Here is a 19,979-nt window from a genome sequence, read left to right on the forward strand (position 1 = left end):
TTGATAGAGATAAAAATGCAAGTATAAATTTATACAACTATGGTAAATCAATAGCTTAATCATCTAAACGATACTATTGATATGTACCGATACGTTAGTCGGGAATTTACGCCTTTGGAAAAGTAGAGAACCAAAATCTTAGATTTTGTGTGAATCACTTTTAGCTTTTAAGCTAGTATTATATCAAATGTGAGTAGTAATAGAATTTTCTATTATCAAAGCAGATACATTGAAAAAGGAATGAAACATAAGATTTTATAATTTTTTATAGATTTTTATAAGTTTTCAGTAACGGTTATTCTAGTGATAACAGTAAGGAAAATTAAATTACTCAAAAAGTTAAAAAAGATTTTAGTGCTTCTTTAAAAAATGGTTTAGCAAAAGGCGAGAGAAATGCAATCAATTATAAAAGAACATTTCCATTAATGACTAGAGGAAGAGATTTGAAATTTAGATATTCTGATGATGGAAAGGAAATATTAATAGGTTGGGTAAATAAAATACAGTTTAAATGTGTTTTAGGAGATCATAAAAATAGAAGTGAACTTGAACACACTTTAAGAAAAGTAATAAATAAAGAGTATAATGATAAGCCCTTTAGCAATGCGAAAGGGCTTTTTTAAATTGTGATTTAAATAAAAATATAGTAAATGTAACAGCTAAGAAATCAGCAATAGGCTCAGCTAAATATACCGCATATGTTTGATTACTTGTATAAATATGTGGCAATATAAAAATAAGTGGTAGTAATAAAACAAACTTTCTCATAATTGCTACAATGATAGAAGCTTTAGCGTAGCCTATTGAGGTAAATGTCATTTGACAAGCTATTTGAATTCCAAATAAGAAAATTGAAGCCATATATATACGTAATGCTTTTTGCGCAAAAGTAATAAGTGTAATATCTGAAGTAAACATTTTAACAAATATTTGAGGGAATAACATTACTAGAGCCCATAATATTATTGAAAATGTTAAATTTGCTTTTAGAAGAAGTTTAAAAGTTTCCTTAACACGACCTGCATTCTTCGCACCATAATTATAGCTTATAATAGGTTGTGCACCTTGACCTAAACCTTGTAATGGCAACATTGCAAATTGCATAACACTAGTTAATATAGTCATTGCTCCTACTGCAATATCTCCACCATATTTTAACAAAGATGAATTGAAGCATACAGATATTATACTTTCACTAGCTTGCATTACAAATGTTGATACACCAAGAGCTAAACAAGGCAATATTATTTTGCTTTCTAATTTTAAGTTGGTTAATTTTATTTTTATAAATGTTTTTTGGCCAAATAGGAAAGTAAGAATCCAAATACATGAAATTGCTTGAGATACTATAGTTGCTAGTGCAGCACCTTGGACACCCATATCAAAAATAAATATAAATATTGGATCTAAAATTATATTACATATTGCTCCTATTAGGACAGATAACATACCAGTTTTGGCAAATCCTTGAGCTGTTATAAACATATTCATTCCTAAAGTTAGTTGCACAAATATAGTACCAATTGCATATATATTCATATAATTAGTAGCATAATCTATGGTATTTTTACTGCCACCAAATATAAGTAACATATCTCTATTAAATATTAATAAAATTGCAGTAAGTATAATAGATATTATAATTTGAAGAGTAAAACAATTACCTAAAGTCTTTTCGGCACTTTGTATATCATTTTTTCCCATAAATATAGAGGCACGTGGACCACCACCACTACCAATTAATGCTGCAAAAGCTGATACTATCATAATTATTGGAAGACAAATTCCTACACCTGTTAATGCAAGAGAACCAATTTCTTTTATGTGGCCTATATATATACGATCTATTATGTTATATAACATATTTATAATTTGAGCTGTTAATGTTGGAATAGCTAGTCTAAATAGAAGTTTTTTTATTGGATCTTTTCCTAAAAAATCTTTATCTTGTGTCATATGTAAATATCCTTTCTATATATTTTAATTACGATATAAATTATATTATTTATAATATTTATGGTCAAGAAAACAAGGTAATAAGCAGTATTAATGGTAAAGTTAAGGGAATGTTTACTTTGAGTTAATGTAATATACACCTTGACTTTATATAATAAATTTAAACAAGGGATTATATAAGAAGTGAGGGATGACTTATGGAAAATGTATATACGTTAGAACAAGTTGAAGAAAATCTTAAAATAAAATTTCCAGAATTATTTCATAAAATTTATGATAAAGGTGTAATGGATTATTTAAAACATTCAGATGAATGGATAGAAAATAATAAAGAGAGTTTAAAAAATAGCCCAGAAGCATTCTTTTACAATATTACGGCAGAATATGAACCTTTACCATTTTGCGATATAAATGATGAAATTGAATATTTTGAAGATTTATTAAACTATGATGATGATTATTCTAATGGATTGTGTAAAATAAATCCTACATATAGATTTATACCATTTGGGACAGAAGGTGGAGGAGATATTTTCTGTTTTATGTTTACTGAAGGAAAAGTAGAAGTTCCTATAGTTGTATATGAACATGATACAGGTAATATGAAGATATATGCAAAGGATTATGAAGAATTTATTTTCTTACAATTGGCTTTGGCAGCATTAGAATGGGATCAACCAATTGATTTAAAGAGTTTTGAATTACATTTACAATATATATCTGAAGAACATAGAAGAATGTTTGTTAATAAAGATAGAAAAAGTATACGAGATAAAATAGAAATATTGGGGCATATGGAAAATGTAGATTTTTTAGTATGTACTTGTTAGCTTTAATCGGTTATAGATAATGCTAGAATATATAAGGCTAACAAGTTTAAAATCTATAAAATATTATCGAAAATACACTATATATAAGGCTTGAATTCATACTTTGTTTTAATTTTTAAATGAATACTATAATTAGAAATACTTATAAAGTAAGATATATAGGGCGTTAGAAGGATTTTTAAATGTGTAAACTGTTTACAATAACAAATAAACTTGGTTTTAAAAAAATCTTACAACTAAGGACATAAAATTGTAACAACTGTTTTGTATAATAAAGCTATAGAAAACGTAGATGTAATAAGATATTTGAGGTTTAATACATATGAAAGGATGGGGTGATTAAGATGACATTGTTAAGTAAGAATAATGATTCTATATATGAAAAAAATTACAACAAGAAAAAGAAACAATACAATAAGAAAGATAACATAGTATCAATAGAAGTTAAACATATATATTTTGCAAAAAAGATGTTAATTATCTCAGCCATATTAATTGTACTTAGTGGAATTTTCATTTTTAGCAAAATATGAGTAAGATATTAGAAGCACTTAAATAAGTGCTTCTTTTTTGCTTTATAGTACATTAGATAAAATAGCTAGGCAAAATCTAAAGTTTCAGAATTGCTTTAATGATTTTATAAGGAATATAAGAAAAAACACTTAATTGAAAATTATTTTCAATTAAGTGTTGACAAAGTAGGAAATAATATGTATTATAATACTTGAGAATAGTTATCAAGTAAAAAATTTCACAAACTTCTGATTATAGATATTAAGGATATTAATTATAATTTTAAATAACTAGCAACCTCAAATAAAATTATGATATTACATCAAATTAACCAAATATCAACTTCCTAAATTGTTTGTGAAAAGTGAAAATTTCCTGTTTAAAGAGACTGTCTTTTAGATTGTATCTAAGAGGCAGTTTCTTTTGCTTATAGGAAGTTGATAGTATAATTTTTAAGAGGTAAATAACATTTTGTAATATAGATATTACTTAGAAAAGGAATATAACAATAATAGGGAGAAAAATGATAATTAATTTCAATTAGGTGTTGACAAAAGATACAAAAATATGTATTATAATACTTGAGAATAGTTCTCAAGTAAAAATTTCACAAACTTATTATTAAGATATTAATTATAATTTTAAATAACTAGCAACCTCAAATAAAATTATGATATATTACATCAATTATAGATATTACATCAATTTACACAATATCAACTTCCTAAATTGTTTGTGAAAGTGAAAATTTCCTGTTTAAAGAAACTGTCTTTTAGATTGTATCTAAGAGGCAGTTTTTTTGACTTACAGAAAATTATATTAAATATAAATCTAGCAAAAAGTAGCATAACTTATAAGTAATTAAAATATAAATGGCTTATCAGAGTTAAGAAAGAAAATTAATAGCAAGATTAGTGGTTGGGTACTCGTTTATTAATAATATGTTCATGAATATATTGAGAATACATAATATAATATATTAATATAAACATATTATTCCTTAGGTACTTAAGCATAATAAAAATATTTATCACATATTATAATCTATAGCAACTAAAAAGGGGGAGGTAATGTGAGAAATGCTTTAAAAAAGTTTAGTGAAGCATTTAAGGAACATAAAATATTTTATATGTTAGTATTGTTATTTTTTTGCATAGGAGTAGTTATAGGAGTATATACTGTTATGTATATGAATGAAGTAGACAGAAAGGATGTTACTTCTTATTTTAGTACTTTTGTTTCTTCTGTATGCGAAAAAAAAATTAGTTATGGTAAATTACTACTGAGTGTATTAAAAAAGAATTTATTGTTAATAATACCTATTGTGCTTATTAGTTTTACTTTTCTAGGTAGTCCTATTATATTGTTTATTGATTTGATAAAAGGATTTGTAATAGGATATACTTTTGCATTTATTTTTAACAGTTTTGAAGGCAGAGGTTTACTTATGGCTATTGTTTCAATTATACCTCAGAATCTTATATATATTCCTTGTATAATTATCCTTAGTGTACTTGGATTAAATATATCATTAGGTATAGTTAAGAATAAGATACAGAAGAATCAGAATAATTATAGAATAGAATTTATAAGAGAGAGAGGAGGAGTATATTTTTTAACATTATGTTTATTAGTAGTGGGAATTTTATTTGAAACATATATTTCACCCAGTATAATAAGATTAATTGTCACTAAGTTTTATATATAGAATATGAGCTCTACTGATTAATAAGATATAGACATCTTATAGAGACACTTTGAGGAAGAAAAATTTTATAAATATATCTAATAATTAATGACTAGGAGAGAGAAATATGGTAGAGATAATTAATAATTATAGAGATTACTTGTTACGCAATGACAAGAGTGAGAATACAGTTTATGCTTATGTAACAGATGTTAACCTATATTACAAGTATGTGATGGCAAAAGAAATGGATTTATATAGAAGCGATAATGTGGCAATAATGTCTTATATTCAACATTTATTAGATGAAGGTAAATCAGAGAGATCTATTAATAGAATTGTAATTAGCTTAAGAAGTTTTTATGGTTTCTTAAAGAGTAAAGAAATTATTAAAGAGATTCCTAAGATTACTTATAAGAGTAATAGATTAGAGAAAAAGTTACCAGAGATTTTAACAATAGAAGAAGTTGATAAGATTATAAAGTCAGTAGATAAAGATGGAGCTAAGGGAATAAGGGATACAGCTCTTCTTGAACTTATGTATGCAACTGGTATGAAAGTATCAGAACTTATAAATCTTAAGGTTTCAGACGTGAACTTTGATTTATCATTTGTAAGATGTACAGATAATAAACATTATGAGAGGCTTATTCCAATTGGTAGAAGTGCATGTAGGGCTATTGAAGAATACTTATCTATAAGAAGTACACTTGCAGAAATTGGTGTGGATAATTTATTTGTAAATCTAAACGGTAATAAACTAACAAGGCAAGGAATATGGCGAATTGTAAAAGAATATTCTCATAAAGCTGGTATTAGTAAAGATGTAAACCTAAACACTTTTAGACACTCTTTTGCAGTTCATATGTTGCAAAATGGTGCAAATGTTAGGGCAGTACAAAAATTATTAGGTAATCAGGTATTAACTTATATGGATACTTACTACGAAATAATTAATAGTGATAAAATAAATTTAATTTATAGAAAAACTCATCCAAGAGCATAAATTTATAATTTATAAACAAAATTGAAGATGAAAGGAGATAATTTAGATGAGTAAAAGATGTATTTTAATAGTTTTAGATAGTGTTGGAATTGGTGAAATGCCAGATGCAAAACAATATGGAGATGAAGGAAGTAATACCTTAGGGAATATATATAAGGTTTGTGGTGGTATGGATATACCAAATCTTATTTCTCTTGGTTTAGGTAATATAGAAGGTGGAGAGATATTAGGACATACAACATCTCCTAAAGCTTCTTATGGAAAGGCTAAAGAATTATCTAAAGGAAAAGATACAGTAACAGGTCATTGGGAGATATCGGGAGTAGTACTAAAGACTCCGCTTACTACTTATCCAAATGGATTTCCAGAAGATATAATAGTAGATTTTAAGAAACGAGCTAATGTAGCAGGAATATTAGGTAATAAAGTAGCTTCAGGAACTAAAATAATAGAAGAATTAGGAGAAGAACATATAAAGACAGGATATCCTATAATATACACTTCTGCAGATAGTGTTTTTCAGATAGCAGCTCATGAGGAAGTAATAAAGTTAGACGATTTATATAATATGTGCAAGGCCGCTAGAGAGCTTCTAGTAGGAGATAGAACTGTAGGGCGAGTTATTGCTAGACCATTTATAACAGAGAATGGTAAGTTCAAGAGAACTGCGAATAGAAGAGATTATGCTTTAGACCCATTTGGAAAAACTATATTAGAATATATAAGTGAAGATAATAAGCATGTAGCATGTGTTGGAAAAATAGAAGATATTTTTAACAAAAAAGGTGTTACAGAAGCTATTCATATAAAAGATAATATGGATGGTGTAGATAAAACAATTGAATATATGAATAATATAGATAATGGACTTATATTTACTAATTTAGTTGATTTTGATATGCTTTACGGACATAGAAATGATCCAGAAGGTTATAAAAAAGCATTAGAAGATTTTGATAGGAGACTTCCTGAAATTATTGATAACTTAAAAGAAGAAGATATGCTTATAATAACAGCAGATCATGGATGCGATCCAACAACAGCAAGTACAGATCATTCAAGGGAGTATATTCCTATTTTGGTTTATGGAACAAATATCAAAAGTGTTTCTTTAGGAATTAGAGATACTTTTAGTGATATAGGAAAAACTATTTTAGATTATTTAGAAATAGATAATGAATTAGAGAATGGAACATCATTCTTGTCAGAGATAAAATAATAATATATACGAAAGGAAAAAGCTATTCCTATTAAATAATAATGTTTTGTAGGTAAAATATAGCTAATGGTGTGAATTTATGAGAATGATCGATATTATATTAAAGAAGAGAAAAGGATTAGAATTAAGTACACAAGAAATAGATTTCTTTGTTCAAGGTTTTACCAAGGGAGAAATACCTGATTATCAAGTATCAGCATTGCTTATGGCAATATATTTTAATAAGATGAATGCAAGAGAAACAGCTGATTTGACTATGTCTATGGTTAATTCAGGAGAAAAATTATCACTAGCAGATATAAAAGGCATAAAGGTTGATAAGCATTCCACTGGTGGAGTAGGAGATAAAACAACTATACTTCTTGCACCTATGGTGGCTGCATGTGGTGCCCCTGTTGCCAAGATGTCTGGAAGAGGCTTAGGCCATACAGGAGGAACTATAGATAAGTTAGAAGCATTTGAAGGCTTCTCTGTAGAAATTCCTAAAGAACAATTCATAAAAAATGTAAATGATATCGGAATAGCATTAGCTTCACAGAGTGGACATTTAGCACCAGCTGATAAGAAGATATATGCTTTGCGAGATGTTACTGGAACTGTAGAGAATATGTCTTTAATTGCATCAAGTATAATGAGCAAAAAAATTGCATCAGGTGCAGATGCAATTGTATTAGATGTTAAGGTTGGAGATGGAGCTTTTATGAAAAACATAGAAGATGCTACAGCTTTAGCAGAAGAGATGGTTAATATAGGAAAGAGTGTTAATAGAGATACTATTGCAGTTATTTCTGATATGGATCAACCTTTAGGATATGCTATAGGAAATTCATTAGAATTGATAGAGGCTATAGAAACATTAAAAGGTAATGGGCCTAAAGATTTATATGAATTATGTATGGTACTAGGTAGTAATATGCTATTGTTATCCCATGTTGTTTCTAGTGTGGAAGAAGGAAGAAGATTATTACAAGAAAACTTAGAAAATGGTAAAGCATTAGAAAAATTAAAAGAATTTGTAGCAGCTCAAGGAGGAGATACATCTTTAATAGATGATACTAATAATTTCAAAAAAGCAAAATATATAGTTGAAGTAAAGGCTAAAAAGTCTGGATATATTAATAAAATTCATGCAGAAGCATTAGGAATTATTGCTATGAAGTTAGGTGCAGGTAGAGCAACTAAGGATAGCATAATAGATTTATCTGTAGGAATAGTATTATCTAAAAAAAGAGGAGATAAGGTAGAATGTGGGGATGTATTAGCTACAATTCATGCAAATGATATAGATAAAGTTAAAGAAGCTACTAATGATCTATTACAAAATATAGACATATCAGAAAAATTCAATAATGATATTCCTCTTATATATAAAATAATAAAATAAATAATTTATTTGGTGAATACTTTCAGGGTTATTTGTAAATAATAACTCTGAAGGGAGCTGAAGATGATGATTAGATTTAAGAAACAGATGATATCGATGACTTTATTGTTGTTATTAGTATTCTTTGTATCTATGCCTGCTCTAAGTGTTTATGCAGAAGATAAGGCAGGTACAGTTGACAATATTGAAGCAAGATCAGCGTTATTAATGGAACCTATTTCAGGGAAGATTATATATGAGAAGAATATTGATGAACAGTTTGCACCAGCATCTGTTACTAAGGTCATGACTATGTTGTTAGCAATGGAAGCTGTAGATAGTGGTAAGATAACATTACAAGATAAGGTAACCTGTAGTGAGAATGCTAAGAATATGGGTGGAAGCACTATGCTTTTAGACACAGGTGAAGTTAGAACTATGGAGGACTTACTTAAAGGAGTTGCTATTGCATCAGGTAATGATGCTGCAGTAGCTATAGCTGAATATTTAGGAGGCACTGAAGGCGATTTTGTAGTTATGATGAATAAACGTGCCAAGGAGCTTGGAATGAAGAATACTACATTTAAGAATTGCAACGGATTGCCTGCAGAAGGGCATGTATCAACTGCAAGAGATATAGCTATTATGTCTCAAGAGTTATTAAGACATCCAACTATTTTAAAATATTCTGGAACGTATATGGAAACAATATCTGAAGGCAGAAAAGAACCTATTGAATTAGTCAATCACAATAAATTAGTAAGATTCTTTGAAGGATGTGACGGCCTTAAGACTGGCTTTACTAATGAAGCAAAATATTGTATATCGGCAACAGCAAAACGTGATGGAGTAAGAATGCTAGCAGTTATTATGGGTGCTCCTACATACAAGATAAGGAATAGAGATGCAGGTATTCTTATGAACTATGGTTTCTCGAAATTCCAAGGTAAGACTTTAGTTAAAAAGGATGAACAAGTAGATAAAGTTTATATGGGTGAGAAGACTGATAGATACTTTATAGCTAAAGCAAAAGAGAATCTAGATGTAGTTATTCCGAAAGGTGCTGATGGCGAGTTTAATAAGAAGATAGTTATTAAGGAGATAAAAGATAGTTATAAAAAAGGTGATACTGTTGGTAAATGTGAAGTATATTTAGGTAAAGAAAAAGTAGGAGAAGTAGTGATATATAGTGACAGAGATATAGAAAAGGGCGGAATGTTAGAAAGTATAAAATATAATATTAAACATATTTTTGATTAGAGATAATAGAGTTGTAGTATATATTTATTATAATACTGCAACTCTTTTTAATGTGTTGTAAAGTATAATTTCAATTCTTATTTATTTTTGTTTTGTGAAGTTAGGAGTTATGATATAATGGTGTAGAATTGTTATAATTAGAGGTGGAATATATGGAATTTCCGAAGATAAAGGTTGCAGATTTTGAAGGACCTTTTGATTTATTATTGCATTTAATTCGTAAAAATAAAATGGATATATATAATGTTGAGATATACAAAGTTACTAGTCAGTATTTAGAATACTTGGATAGGATGAAAGAAATGGACCTAGAAGTCACATCAGAATTCATTGTAGTAGCTGCAACACTTATAGAGATTAAATCAAAAACACTATTGCCTAAACCTAAAGTAGAGGAAGAGGAAGATGAAGAAGATATAGAGAAGAAGCTTATTGAAAAGCTTATTTTATATAAAAAGATAAAAGAAGCAACATCATTTTTTAAGGATAAGTATGTTGCAGCAGGTGACATTTATACTAAGAAACCTGAGATAATAGAAGAGGTAAAGACAAAAGAATCTAATGAAGATTTGTTATTAAATGTAACGTTAATAGATTTATACAATATGTATAATAACTTATTAGAAGTGTATTTAAATAAACAAAATAAAGCTAATGTTATACAAAAGAAAATTTATGTAGATAAATATAAAATAGAAGATAAATTCGATTACTTATCTAGTAAGTTAGAAGTTGGACATGTATGTGAATTTTCAGATATAATTAGTGAATGTGAATGTAAAATAGAATGTGTTGTAACATTTTTAGCACTTTTAGAAATGATTAAACAAAAAGTGGTTAAAGTATATCAAAATGATAGTTTTGGAGAGATACTTATAGAAAAGTTGGAGGAAAAACATGAAGAAGGATCAGGAGATAGAAGTGGGACAATTTGAATTTAAAGGTGCTTCAAAAAAAGAAAAATTAAAACCTATAATAGAAGCAATGCTATTTGTTAGTGGAGAGCCTTTATCTCTAAGAGATATTGCAGTTAACTTAGAAGAAACACCTAAATATATTGAAGAAGTTCTAGCAGAAATGATGTTAGAATATGAAGTTGAAAATAGAGGAATAAAACTAATATCTATTAATGGAAATTATCAATTAGTTACAAAAGCCGAACATTCTGAATATATACAAAAGTTACTTAAGAAGAATAAGAGACAATCTCTATCACAAGCATCTCTAGAGAGTCTTGCAATAGTAGCTTATAAGCAACCAATAACAAGAGTTGATATAGATGAAATAAGAGGAGTTAAATCAGATAGTGCTATTCAGAGGCTTATAGAAAAAGAGCTTATAAGAGAAGTAGGTAGACTAGAAGTTCCAGGGAGACCTATACTATATGGTACAACTGAAAATTTCTTGAGGCAATTTGGGTTACAAGACCTTAAAGAATTACCATCTCTTGACCTTTTTGCAGTATCTGAAACTGACATAAAAGATGAACTTAATGAGTACGATGAAGATGATGAGTAAAAGTAAATTATAGATATAGTTGTTAATGAAAAAAGTAAGGCTAGAAATAGACTTACTTTTTTAAGTTGATAGAATTATCAGTGCTATCCATAGTTGATGAATTTGTTTTATTTTTCTCAGATGATTTATCTGAGAATTTTGAAATAGTGTTTTTTATTGTTTCAATAAAGTTAGGTATAGATTCAAAAAGCTTGTCATAGGTTCCATCAAACTCCACAGGTAATAATTTAACACTATCATTATGAATAACTAAAAATGCTACTGGCTTGACAGAAATACCAGCTCCACAACCACCTCCAAAAGGGTATTTTAAGTCTTTTAAGTTATGTTCGCTAGGAAACTCACTTCCGCCAGATGCAAAACCTAAGCTGACTTTTGATATAGGAATTATTAATGTTCCATCATCAGTTCTAACTGTATCTCCAATTATTGTATTAGCATCTACCATACTTTTGATTTTTTCCATTGAGTTATTAAGTAAATCATTCATAGGATTATCAATTGTCATATATAGCCTCCTCATAATTAATAAATGTATTGAATAAAACACATATCATATATATAATTTGCCCAAGAGAAACAAAAATTATACATCGTAATTTTAAATTAATTATTAAGTTATCTCTGTACAAAGGTTTAATAGAAATCTCTTTTTTCATAATGTGAAATAATATTTTAAAGATTCTATCTATAAAAGGTATAAAAGAATATAGACAGCCATACATAATTGCATCTATTGCGGGATCTTTTAATGAATAGGCTAAAGAACCTTTTATTAATATAATAGGTTTAAATTTTAAATTATCTATAGAATATATTAGCTTTAAATAAGGAATTTTTTTCTTAGTAATTTTCTTTTTTTTAGGTGATTTATTTATATTAATTTTAAAATTAAATAATTTAATATAATAATTTTCAGGAGAAAAGTAAATACTAGTTATAAGTGGAATGGGGAATAAAAAAATCAATATAATTATTAAAATACACTTCATAGGAAACCTCCATTCATTGTTTTCTAACAATAATGATTATTGCCATAAGTCATAAAAATAATACAATTACAAAATAAATTAGATAAAAAATAGAAGGTGAAATATATGAAATTAAAAAGATTTATCAATATATTTTTATTATGTAGTATTTTAACTAGTATAACTTTCGGAGTTACCCAAGCTTCAGAAATTAATAAAGTAACCAATAACGATATAAGGGTCGATGCAAGAAGTGCAATAGCAATAGATGGAGAAACAGGAGAAGTACTATTTGAGCAAAATGGATATGAGTTAGTTCCTATGGCTAGTACTACTAAGATACTTACAGCTTATATCGCAATAGAACGAGAGGATTTAGATACAATATTTACAGTTACCAAGAATGCAACTGCAGTTAGAGGTTCTAAGGTGGGCTATAGTGAAGGGGAAAAGGTTACAGTGAGAGAATTATTATATGGATTAATGTATAGATCTGGTAATGATGCAGCTATAACAATTGCTGAAAATATATCAGGATCTATTGAAGAATTTTCAAACCTAATGAATCATTATGCAAAATCATTAGGTATCATAGATTCACATTTTGAATCTCCTCATGGCTTAGATTCTCAGAACCATTATTCTACAGCTTATGATTTGGCAATGTTAACTAAAACATGTATGAAGAATAAAATATTTAGAGAAATAGTAGGTACTAAGGAAATATCTAGGGATAAATATGGATTTACAAGAGATTATTCTAATATTAACAAAATCTTATATAAAATCCCTAATGCAAATGGTGTAAAAACTGGATATACAGGGCAAGCTGGCAAATGTTTGGTTTCATCTGTTAATAAGAATGGTAGAGATATAATAATAGTAGTATTGAATTGTTATGATAGATGGAATGTAACGGAGAGTATATACAATCATATAATAGAAACTGTAGCTTTTCAAATGAATGAAAGTCAGTATTGCTGATTGCAATTAACTATGAAGGATTATTTCTTATAGCAAAAGAGCATCTAAATAATTAGGTGCTCTTTTACTATAAAATAAAAAGACCTCTCTAAATTATTAATGTTAGATAGGTCTTTTTATTTAGGTTATTGAGGAGTAAAAGTCTAAGATAATCAATAACAAAACATAAAAATGAAAATCTTAAGACTATATAATGAATAACTTCATATTTTTATATTACATGAAAAGTGTGTCAGTGATGTGTCGATTATTAAGAAAATATTATCTAAAAACATGTAATTTAATTGCTTGTTTAAAAAGATGTAAACTAAAAAAAAACAGTCTATAAAAGTACACGAAAACCCAGTGTTCAAGCCGTTTATAAATGTTTACGAATTAGTGCTAATGTTTACTGTATGTTAACTGAAATTAGCATTTTTAGGTGGTATCATAAAAGTATCAAGAAGATACATAAAACAAACATAAAAATTTAAGTAAGGAGAGTGTGGTACATATGAAAGGTAAAATAGTTACAAAAAGAAAAGTTATTGATTTAATACTTACAGGCGTAGTTATATTTCTAGCAGTTAGCATTATTGGATTAGAATACAAGTCATATTATAGTGATGATAATTCACCTAAATATGTTGCTAGCTCTGCAGCAACTAATGATAAAGCAAAAGAATCTAAAGAAAAATCTACAGATAAAAAAGATGCTTCAAAAGAAAAAGACGCAGAGAAAAAGGAAGAAACTAAAAAAGATGAATCAGAAAATAAGGCAGAGGCTAATAAAGCTGCTGAATCACAACAAGCTACTAAAGAACAAGTAGCACAACAACAACAGGTAGCACAACAACAAGCAGCAGCTCAGCAACAACAAGCTCAACAAGTAGCTCAGCAGCAACAAGCAGTTCAACAACAACAAGCTCAACAAGCTGCACAACAACAGCAACAAGCAGCAGCACCTACATCAGTAGGACGTGTTAATATTAATGGTAATGTTTCAGTGGATAGAGCAACTTATTTAAATAATGTTTTTTCTAGTATGCCAGGTAAATTACAAAATGCTTTCGATACTATAGGATTCAAACTTGAAATAGGAAATTATGGACAAGGTTGGGCAGGATTATTTAGTAGTAGTAGAGGATATATATATGTTGATAATAGTACTTCAATGGATTTAACTTATGTTGTATCTCATGAATTAGGACATTTCGTTGATTTATTAGGATATAATGCAAGTAGTGCAACTGAGTTTCAAGATATATATAATAGTGAAAGATTGAATTTAGCTCCACGTTATTCTGGTAATTATAATTATTATACATCTGATATAAGAGAATATTTCGCAGAGTGCTTTAGCCAATATTTATTAAATAGTGGAACTCTTGCAGCAAATAATCCAAGAAGTTATGAATATGTTGGTAGAATATACAATAATATATCTAGTTCATCAATAAACCAAATAAGTTCAATGCTACACAGAGCATGGGGAAGATAAAAGACTAAAATATAATGTTTGTTAGTGATTTTTAAGTATATATAGTTTATAAATATAATGTTAATTCCCTATAGAAATAAAAAAGGTCAAGGAAAATAATTAATCCTTGACCTTTTTTTGTAATACAAATAATAATATTAAAAGAGAGATTATCTTAAGTATAAGCTAGAAATATTACAGTTTTATGTCAATATGGCAAAAAAGTAAAAAAAATATTATAATATACTAGAGTTAATGGAAAAAATGATTAAATATGCTTATGGATAGGAGAAATAATATGATTTTTAAATGTGTAAATTGTGGAGGAAATGTTGTTTATAGTCCTGAAAAGCAAGTTATGTTCTGCCCATATTGTGAAGGAGAAGAAAGTCAAAAGGAAATAGATCAAGATAATTGTACATGTTGTGTGAATTGTGGTGCTGAAATAAATGTTAAAGAATTTACATCTGCTACAAAATGTGATCATTGTGATACTTATGTAATTATGGATAATAAGATTTCAGGAAAATATAAACCAGACCTAGTACTGCCTTTTACTATATCTAAAGAGAAAGCTAGAGATATTTTAAAAAACAAGTTTAAAACTGCAATTATTGTTCCATCAGATTTTTTAGCTACTAAAACTTTAGAAAATTTTAAAGGTTTTTATGTGCCGTATTGGTTGTATGATTATGACACTAAAGTAAATTATAGGGGGATTGGTGTAAAGGTTAAACATTGGAATTCTGGAGGATATGAATATACAGAAACTACAAAATATATGGTTCATAGAAATTTTGAAGTAAATTATGAAAAGGTTCCAGTAGATGCTTCAAATGATATGGACAATATTACAATGAACGAAGTAGAACCATTTAATTATGTTGATTTAATAGATTTTGATCCTAAATTTTTATCTGGATTTTATTCTGAAGTTTATAATCAAAGTGCAGAAGAACTACAGCCATTAGCACAAAAGAAGGCAAATTTATTTACAGATCAATGGATAAACTCTACAACAAGTGAGTACACTAGAATTGAAAATGAGCAAAAAGAAATTAATAATATAGAACTTAAAAACAGTTTTGCATTGTTACCAGTATGGGTATACACATACAAATATGCAGGAAAAAATTATACTTATTATGTTAATGGACAAACAGGTGAAGCAATAGGTAAGGTCCCAATAAGTATAGCAAGAGCTATTAAGTATACAATACTAGTTTTTGCTTTGATATTTTTGGCACTAGTATCAATAATTAGTTTCTTGGAGGTTTTATAGGATGAATAAGAAATTTAAGAACTTTGTAATAATAGCTGTAATTGTTATTGTTGTGTTTTTTGGACTGACAACAGCAATAAAGATTATAAGAAAGACTAGCAAATATAATAGAACCAATACTCAATGTTTAACTGAAGAAAGAGTATTTGATTATGCGGATGTATTGACAGACGAAGAAGAAAATAAATTAAGAGATTTAATAAAAAAAGATGAAAATAAAATAGGTTGTGATATTGTTATAGTAACTACTAATGAATACATATCTAGTATGATGAACTATGCAGATGACTATTATGATGAAAATAAATTTGGATATAATAAACCATGTGGAGACGGAGTATTACTTCTTGATAATTGGTATTCTGAGGAGATGTGGGTGTCTACAACTGGAAAAGTTATAAAAAGGTATAATACAAATTCAAAGATGGATAGGTTACTTGATGAAATTTGTGATGGTATTAAAACAAGTCCTTATGAAGGCTATAAAACATATGTTGAATGTGTAACTCGTGATATGCAAGATTCAAAAAGGTTTGATTCTTATGTTACTACTAGAGTTGCTTTTTGGTTTGCATTAATTTCTGCAGGAATATTTCTTGTTGTTAACTTAATTAATAAAGGTGATGAAATAAAACCTGAGAAAAACACATATGCCAAGGGATTAGGAATAAATATGAAAGAAAAAGAGGATAGTTTTTTATCGACAAATACAACTAAAAGAAAAATTCAAAGTTCATCTAGTGGTAGCCATCATAGTGGTGGAACTCATAGATCTAGTAGCGGAACATCACATGGGGGCGGTGGAAGACACCACTAAACAATTTTAATATTAAAGGTATATTTGCTAACCTAAATGAACAACATATTTTTAAGGAGGAAATATAATTATGAACAATGAAGAGATTTTAAGTAGAGTTGATCATACTTTATTACAAGGTAGATACTACATGGGAAGATATAAGAGAATTGTGTGATGATGGAATAAAATACAATGTAGCTTCTGTATGTATACCAGCAAGCTTTGTAAAAAGAGCAAAAGAATATGTTGGAGAAAAGCTTAAAATATGTACAGTAATAGGATTCCCCAATGGATATAGTACTACTAGAGTAAAAGTTTTTGAAGCTAGTGATGCTGTTTCAAATGGTGCTGATGAAATAGACATGGTAATAAATATTGGGGATCTTAAAGACAAGAATTACACTAATATATTAAAAGAGATAAATGAAATAAAAGATGCATGTAATGGTAAAATTCTTAAGGTTATAATTGAAACTTGTTTATTAACTCAAGAAGAAAAGATTCAAATGTGCAAGATAGTATCTGATTCAGATGCTGATTATATAAAAACATCTACAGGATTTAGCACTGGAGGTGCAACTAGAGAAGACATTGAATTATTTAAAGAAAATGTCTATAATAACACCAAAATAAAAGCAGCAGGTGGAGTTAGGGATTTATCTACGGCTGAAGATTTTATTAATTTAGGTGCAGATAGACTTGGAACTAGTTCCATAGTTAAGATAATAAAGGGACTAGAGGTATCGGATTATTAAAATTAGTTATGAAATAAAATTTTTAAGATGATTATGAAGTTTTAGATTTTGTTTAGTCATTATTACAGAATTTAAAACTTTTCGTGTGTTCTGTAATGGCATTTATAGAGTAAAAAACTATTGTAATTTATATTTTGAGTAGTATAATAGAGATAAAAAAAGATGAAAATAAAGGGGAGCTTATTTAAAGTAGGCTGAGAGGAAACTGGTATTGTTTCGACCCATAACCTGATTTGGATAATGCCAACGTAGGACGACAGATATAATAGTTAATTATTTGCGGATATGTTATAGGCATATCCGCATTATTTTTTGGAGGGGATACAGATGCGAAACTATTCAACACAGATGGAAGCTGCTAGAAAAGGAATAATTACAGAAGAATTAAAAAAGGTTGCTAAAAAAGAAAATTTTGATGTGGAAGAACTTAGACAATTAGTGGCAGAAGGAAAAGTGGTAATATGTGCTAACAAGAATCATAAATGTATAGATCCAGAAGGAATAGGATCTATGTTAAGAACTAAGATAAATGTTAATTTAGGTATTTCAAAAGATTGCAAAGATTATGATATAGAGATGGAAAAGGTTAATGAGGCTGTAAAGATGGGAGCAGAAGCTATAATGGATTTATCATCTCATGGTAATACCATTCCTTTTCGTAGAAAATTAACATCAGAATGTAAAGCAATGATAGGAACTGTACCTGTATATGATTCAGTTATACATTATCAAAGAGATTTAAGTACATTAACAGCTAAAGATTTTATTGATGTTGTAAGATTGCATGCTGAAGATGGTGTGGATTTCGTAACTCTTCATTGTGGTATTACAAGAAAAACTATAGATCAAATTAAAAATCATAAAAGAGAGATGAACATAGTTTCAAGAGGTGGTTCTTTGGTTTTTGCATGGATGTGTATGACAGGAGAAGAAAACCCATTCTATGAATATTATGATGAAATATTAGATATATGTAGAGAATATGATGTAACTATATCATTAGGAGATGCTTGTAGACCAGGATGTTTAAAAGATGCATCAGATGTATGTCAAATAGAAGAGTTAGTTAGGTTAGGAGAGCTTACTAAGAGAGCTTGGGCAAAAGATGTACAAGTAATGGTAGAAGGGCCTGGTCATATGCCAATGGATCAAATAGCTGCTAATATGAAGATTCAACAAACAATATGTCAAGGTGCACCTTTTTATGTGTTAGGACCATTAGTAACTGATATAGCACCAGGTTATGATCATATTACATCAGCAATTGGAGGTGCAATAGCAGCAGCATCAGGAGCAGCATTTTTATGTTATGTAACTCCTGCTGAACATTTAGCATTACCTAATGTAGATGATGTTAAGCAAGGAATAATTGCATCTAAAATCGCAGCTCATGCAGCAGATATTGCGAAGGGAATAAAAGGTGCTAGAGATATTGATGATAAGATGGCTCAGGCAAGAAGAAAACTTGATTGGGAAGCACAGTGGGAATGTGCATTAGATCCTGAAACTGCACGAAAAATAAGAGATGATAGAAAACCTGAACATGAAGATACTTGTTCAATGTGTGGAAAATTCTGTGCTGTAAGAAGTATGAATAAGGCATTAAATGGAGAATATATAGATATACTTTAATTATAATAAGCTTGCAATTATGCTATATTTTTCTGTGTGAATTTTTATTTTACATTTATTTAGATATTTTAGTCTTTTCCATGAAAATGTTGATGCATAGGTATAGAGCTTTTGACTATTATTATGTATACTAGTTATTGTAAAAAGTATCAACATTCTTAGGGAAAAGACAGCAAGCATTATGAGAAATTAACTGTTTGCGTAAATTTATAATATTGTTAAGAATTTCTAAATATAATAAATGTAATTCTGTGGGGAGAAAACAATGGAAGAAAAAAATAGATATGAGAAGTTACTAGAAAAAATAATAGAAGAAAATGAATATTGCAATATGCTTGGAATAGAAGTAATTGAAGTAAAAGAAGGCTATTCAAAGGGAAGAATGAAATTTGACAAAAAATTATGTAATCCTTATGGATATATTCATGGAGGTTGTTTATATTCATTTGCTGATGTAATATCTGGAATTGCTTCTTGTAGTTATGGTAATTATGTATGTACTATAAGTGGTAATATGAATTATTTAAAACCAGCTATTAACACTAATTATTTATATTGTGAGGCTGAAGTTATTAAACATGGTAAATCAATTTCATATTGTAATATTACAATTACAAATGACGATGGTGATATAATAGATAATGGAACTTTTAATTTGTATGTATTACCTCAAAAGGTGGAGTAGGATTACATATAATAACATTACGTATTTCAACATTTATATGGAAAAGACCACAATATAACA

At 28.3% G+C, this 19,979-nt stretch carries 18 protein-coding genes, 1 pseudogene and 1 riboswitch; of the genes and pseudogenes, 17 read left to right on the plus strand and 2 right to left on the minus strand.

The annotated features are described in order from the left end of the window. Positions 1–443: 443 nt before the first annotated feature. Positions 444–623, plus strand: a complete 180-nt coding sequence (locus tag KQI77_RS02110; protein WP_216387868.1) for a hypothetical protein — start codon at positions 444–446, stop codon at positions 621–623. Here the strand turns inward: KQI77_RS02110 and KQI77_RS02115 are convergent. Then, the gene (locus tag KQI77_RS02115; RefSeq protein ID WP_216387871.1) at positions 598–1,956 is read right to left on the minus strand and encodes an MATE family efflux transporter; all 1,359 of its coding nucleotides are present in this window, start codon (positions 1,954–1,956) and stop codon (positions 598–600) included. The two genes, KQI77_RS02110 and KQI77_RS02115, sit on opposite strands and share 26 nt — an antisense overlap. 197 nt (positions 1,957–2,153) lie before the next feature. Here KQI77_RS02115 and KQI77_RS02120 point away from each other — a divergent pair, with 197 nt between their 5' ends. From KQI77_RS02120 to scpB, 9 genes are all read left to right on the plus strand, one after another. Continuing rightward, the gene (locus KQI77_RS02120) at positions 2,154–2,786 is read left to right on the plus strand and encodes an SMI1/KNR4 family protein (protein ID WP_216387874.1); all 633 of its coding nucleotides are present in this window, start codon (positions 2,154–2,156) and stop codon (positions 2,784–2,786) included. 344 nt (positions 2,787–3,130) lie between these two features. Next, complete coding sequence (locus tag KQI77_RS02125; RefSeq protein ID WP_216387876.1) at positions 3,131–3,319, plus strand: hypothetical protein; 189 nt, start codon at positions 3,131–3,133, stop codon at positions 3,317–3,319. A 1,052-nt stretch (positions 3,320–4,371) separates the two neighbouring features. After that, on the plus strand, positions 4,372–5,007 hold the full coding sequence (gene spoIIM, locus KQI77_RS02130; RefSeq protein WP_216387879.1) for a stage II sporulation protein M: 636 nt from the start codon (positions 4,372–4,374) through the stop codon (positions 5,005–5,007). 106 nt (positions 5,008–5,113) lie between these two features. Beyond that, positions 5,114–5,992, plus strand: coding sequence for a tyrosine-type recombinase/integrase (locus KQI77_RS02135; protein ID WP_216387882.1), 879 nt, complete (start codon positions 5,114–5,116; stop codon positions 5,990–5,992). A gap of 46 nt (positions 5,993–6,038) precedes the next feature. Further along, positions 6,039–7,211 carry a phosphopentomutase gene (locus KQI77_RS02140; RefSeq protein WP_216387885.1) on the plus strand — a complete coding sequence of 391 codons (1,173 nt, stop codon included), beginning with the start codon at positions 6,039–6,041 and terminating at the stop codon, positions 7,209–7,211. A 79-nt stretch (positions 7,212–7,290) separates the two neighbouring features. After that, positions 7,291–8,595 (plus strand): pyrimidine-nucleoside phosphorylase, encoded by a 1,305-nt coding sequence (locus KQI77_RS02145; protein WP_216387888.1) that lies wholly within the window; start codon positions 7,291–7,293, stop codon positions 8,593–8,595. Positions 8,596–8,661: 66 nt separating this feature from the next. Continuing rightward, the gene (locus KQI77_RS02150; protein WP_216388081.1) at positions 8,662–9,834 is read left to right on the plus strand and encodes a D-alanyl-D-alanine carboxypeptidase family protein; all 1,173 of its coding nucleotides are present in this window, start codon (positions 8,662–8,664) and stop codon (positions 9,832–9,834) included. A gap of 152 nt (positions 9,835–9,986) precedes the next feature. Then, a complete protein-coding gene (locus tag KQI77_RS02155; protein WP_216387891.1) occupies positions 9,987–10,769 on the plus strand; it encodes a segregation/condensation protein A in 783 nt (260 codons plus the stop codon). Then, complete coding sequence (gene scpB / locus KQI77_RS02160) at positions 10,732–11,352, plus strand: SMC-Scp complex subunit ScpB (protein WP_216387894.1); 621 nt, start codon at positions 10,732–10,734, stop codon at positions 11,350–11,352. Before KQI77_RS02155 ends, scpB begins: the two co-directional genes overlap by 38 nt. Before the next feature lie 52 nt (positions 11,353–11,404). Here the strand turns inward: scpB and ytfJ are convergent, their stop codons facing one another. Beyond that, complete coding sequence (ytfJ, locus tag KQI77_RS02165; RefSeq protein WP_216387897.1) at positions 11,405–11,860, minus strand: GerW family sporulation protein; 456 nt, start codon at positions 11,858–11,860, stop codon at positions 11,405–11,407. Positions 11,861–12,449: 589 nt separating this feature from the next. On the opposite strand from ytfJ, the gene KQI77_RS02170 reads away from it, so the two are divergent. The 7 genes and pseudogenes from KQI77_RS02170 to KQI77_RS02200 all read left to right on the plus strand — a co-directional run bounded on the left by KQI77_RS02170 (position 12,450) and on the right by KQI77_RS02200 (position 19,919). After that, a complete protein-coding gene (locus KQI77_RS02170; protein WP_216387900.1) occupies positions 12,450–13,307 on the plus strand; it encodes a D-alanyl-D-alanine carboxypeptidase family protein in 858 nt (285 codons plus the stop codon). 493 nt (positions 13,308–13,800) lie between these two features. Continuing rightward, positions 13,801–14,787, plus strand: coding sequence for a hypothetical protein (locus KQI77_RS02175; protein WP_216387903.1), 987 nt, complete (start codon positions 13,801–13,803; stop codon positions 14,785–14,787). Between the two features lie 277 nt (positions 14,788–15,064). Next, positions 15,065–16,048: a hypothetical protein gene (locus tag KQI77_RS02180; RefSeq protein ID WP_216387906.1), complete on the plus strand. Its 984-nt coding sequence runs from the start codon at positions 15,065–15,067 to the stop codon at positions 16,046–16,048. A 1-nt stretch (position 16,049) separates the two neighbouring features. Beyond that, the gene (locus KQI77_RS02185; protein WP_216387909.1) at positions 16,050–16,865 is read left to right on the plus strand and encodes a TPM domain-containing protein; all 816 of its coding nucleotides are present in this window, start codon (positions 16,050–16,052) and stop codon (positions 16,863–16,865) included. A 70-nt stretch (positions 16,866–16,935) separates the two neighbouring features. Further along, positions 16,936–17,602: pseudogene (gene deoC / locus KQI77_RS02190) on the plus strand (deoxyribose-phosphate aldolase). Between the two features lie 162 nt (positions 17,603–17,764). Next, positions 17,765–17,875: riboswitch (TPP riboswitch) on the plus strand. A gap of 54 nt (positions 17,876–17,929) precedes the next feature. After that, a complete protein-coding gene (gene thiC, locus KQI77_RS02195; protein WP_216387912.1) occupies positions 17,930–19,234 on the plus strand; it encodes a phosphomethylpyrimidine synthase ThiC in 1,305 nt (434 codons plus the stop codon). Positions 19,235–19,499: 265 nt separating this feature from the next. After that, positions 19,500–19,919 (plus strand): PaaI family thioesterase, encoded by a 420-nt coding sequence (locus KQI77_RS02200; protein ID WP_216387914.1) that lies wholly within the window; start codon positions 19,500–19,502, stop codon positions 19,917–19,919. The last annotated feature ends 60 nt before the right edge of the window (positions 19,920–19,979 follow it).

Origin of the sequence: Clostridium sp. MSJ-8, from assembly GCF_018918325.1 — a bacterium.
Taxonomy (GTDB): Bacteria; Bacillota; Clostridia; order Clostridiales; family Clostridiaceae; genus Clostridium.

Excerpts from the sequence above, each read along its gene's own strand:
- KQI77_RS02200 (WP_216387914.1), top strand. The coding sequence starts at position 19,500 with ATGGAAGAAAAAAATAGATATGAGAAGTTACTAGAAAAAATAATAGAA.
- thiC (WP_216387912.1), top strand. The coding sequence starts at position 17,930 with ATGCGAAACTATTCAACACAGATGGAAGCTGCTAGAAAAGGAATAATT.
- KQI77_RS02135 (WP_216387882.1), top strand. The coding sequence starts at position 5,114 with ATGGTAGAGATAATTAATAATTATAGAGATTACTTGTTACGCAATGAC.
- KQI77_RS02140 (WP_216387885.1), top strand. The coding sequence starts at position 6,039 with ATGAGTAAAAGATGTATTTTAATAGTTTTAGATAGTGTTGGAATTGGT.
- KQI77_RS02185 (WP_216387909.1), top strand. The coding sequence starts at position 16,050 with ATGAATAAGAAATTTAAGAACTTTGTAATAATAGCTGTAATTGTTATT.
- KQI77_RS02115 (WP_216387871.1), bottom strand. The coding sequence starts at position 1,956 with ATGACACAAGATAAAGATTTTTTAGGAAAAGATCCAATAAAAAAACTT.
- KQI77_RS02145 (WP_216387888.1), top strand. The coding sequence starts at position 7,291 with ATGAGAATGATCGATATTATATTAAAGAAGAGAAAAGGATTAGAATTA.
- KQI77_RS02125 (WP_216387876.1), top strand. The coding sequence starts at position 3,131 with ATGACATTGTTAAGTAAGAATAATGATTCTATATATGAAAAAAATTAC.
- KQI77_RS02120 (WP_216387874.1), top strand. The coding sequence starts at position 2,154 with ATGGAAAATGTATATACGTTAGAACAAGTTGAAGAAAATCTTAAAATA.
- scpB (WP_216387894.1), top strand. The coding sequence starts at position 10,732 with ATGAAGAAGGATCAGGAGATAGAAGTGGGACAATTTGAATTTAAAGGT.
- KQI77_RS02150 (WP_216388081.1), top strand. The coding sequence starts at position 8,662 with ATGATTAGATTTAAGAAACAGATGATATCGATGACTTTATTGTTGTTA.
- KQI77_RS02180 (WP_216387906.1), top strand. The coding sequence starts at position 15,065 with ATGATTTTTAAATGTGTAAATTGTGGAGGAAATGTTGTTTATAGTCCT.
- KQI77_RS02170 (WP_216387900.1), top strand. The coding sequence starts at position 12,450 with ATGAAATTAAAAAGATTTATCAATATATTTTTATTATGTAGTATTTTA.
- KQI77_RS02155 (WP_216387891.1), top strand. The coding sequence starts at position 9,987 with ATGGAATTTCCGAAGATAAAGGTTGCAGATTTTGAAGGACCTTTTGAT.
- ytfJ (WP_216387897.1), bottom strand. The coding sequence starts at position 11,860 with ATGACAATTGATAATCCTATGAATGATTTACTTAATAACTCAATGGAA.
- KQI77_RS02175 (WP_216387903.1), top strand. The coding sequence starts at position 13,801 with ATGAAAGGTAAAATAGTTACAAAAAGAAAAGTTATTGATTTAATACTT.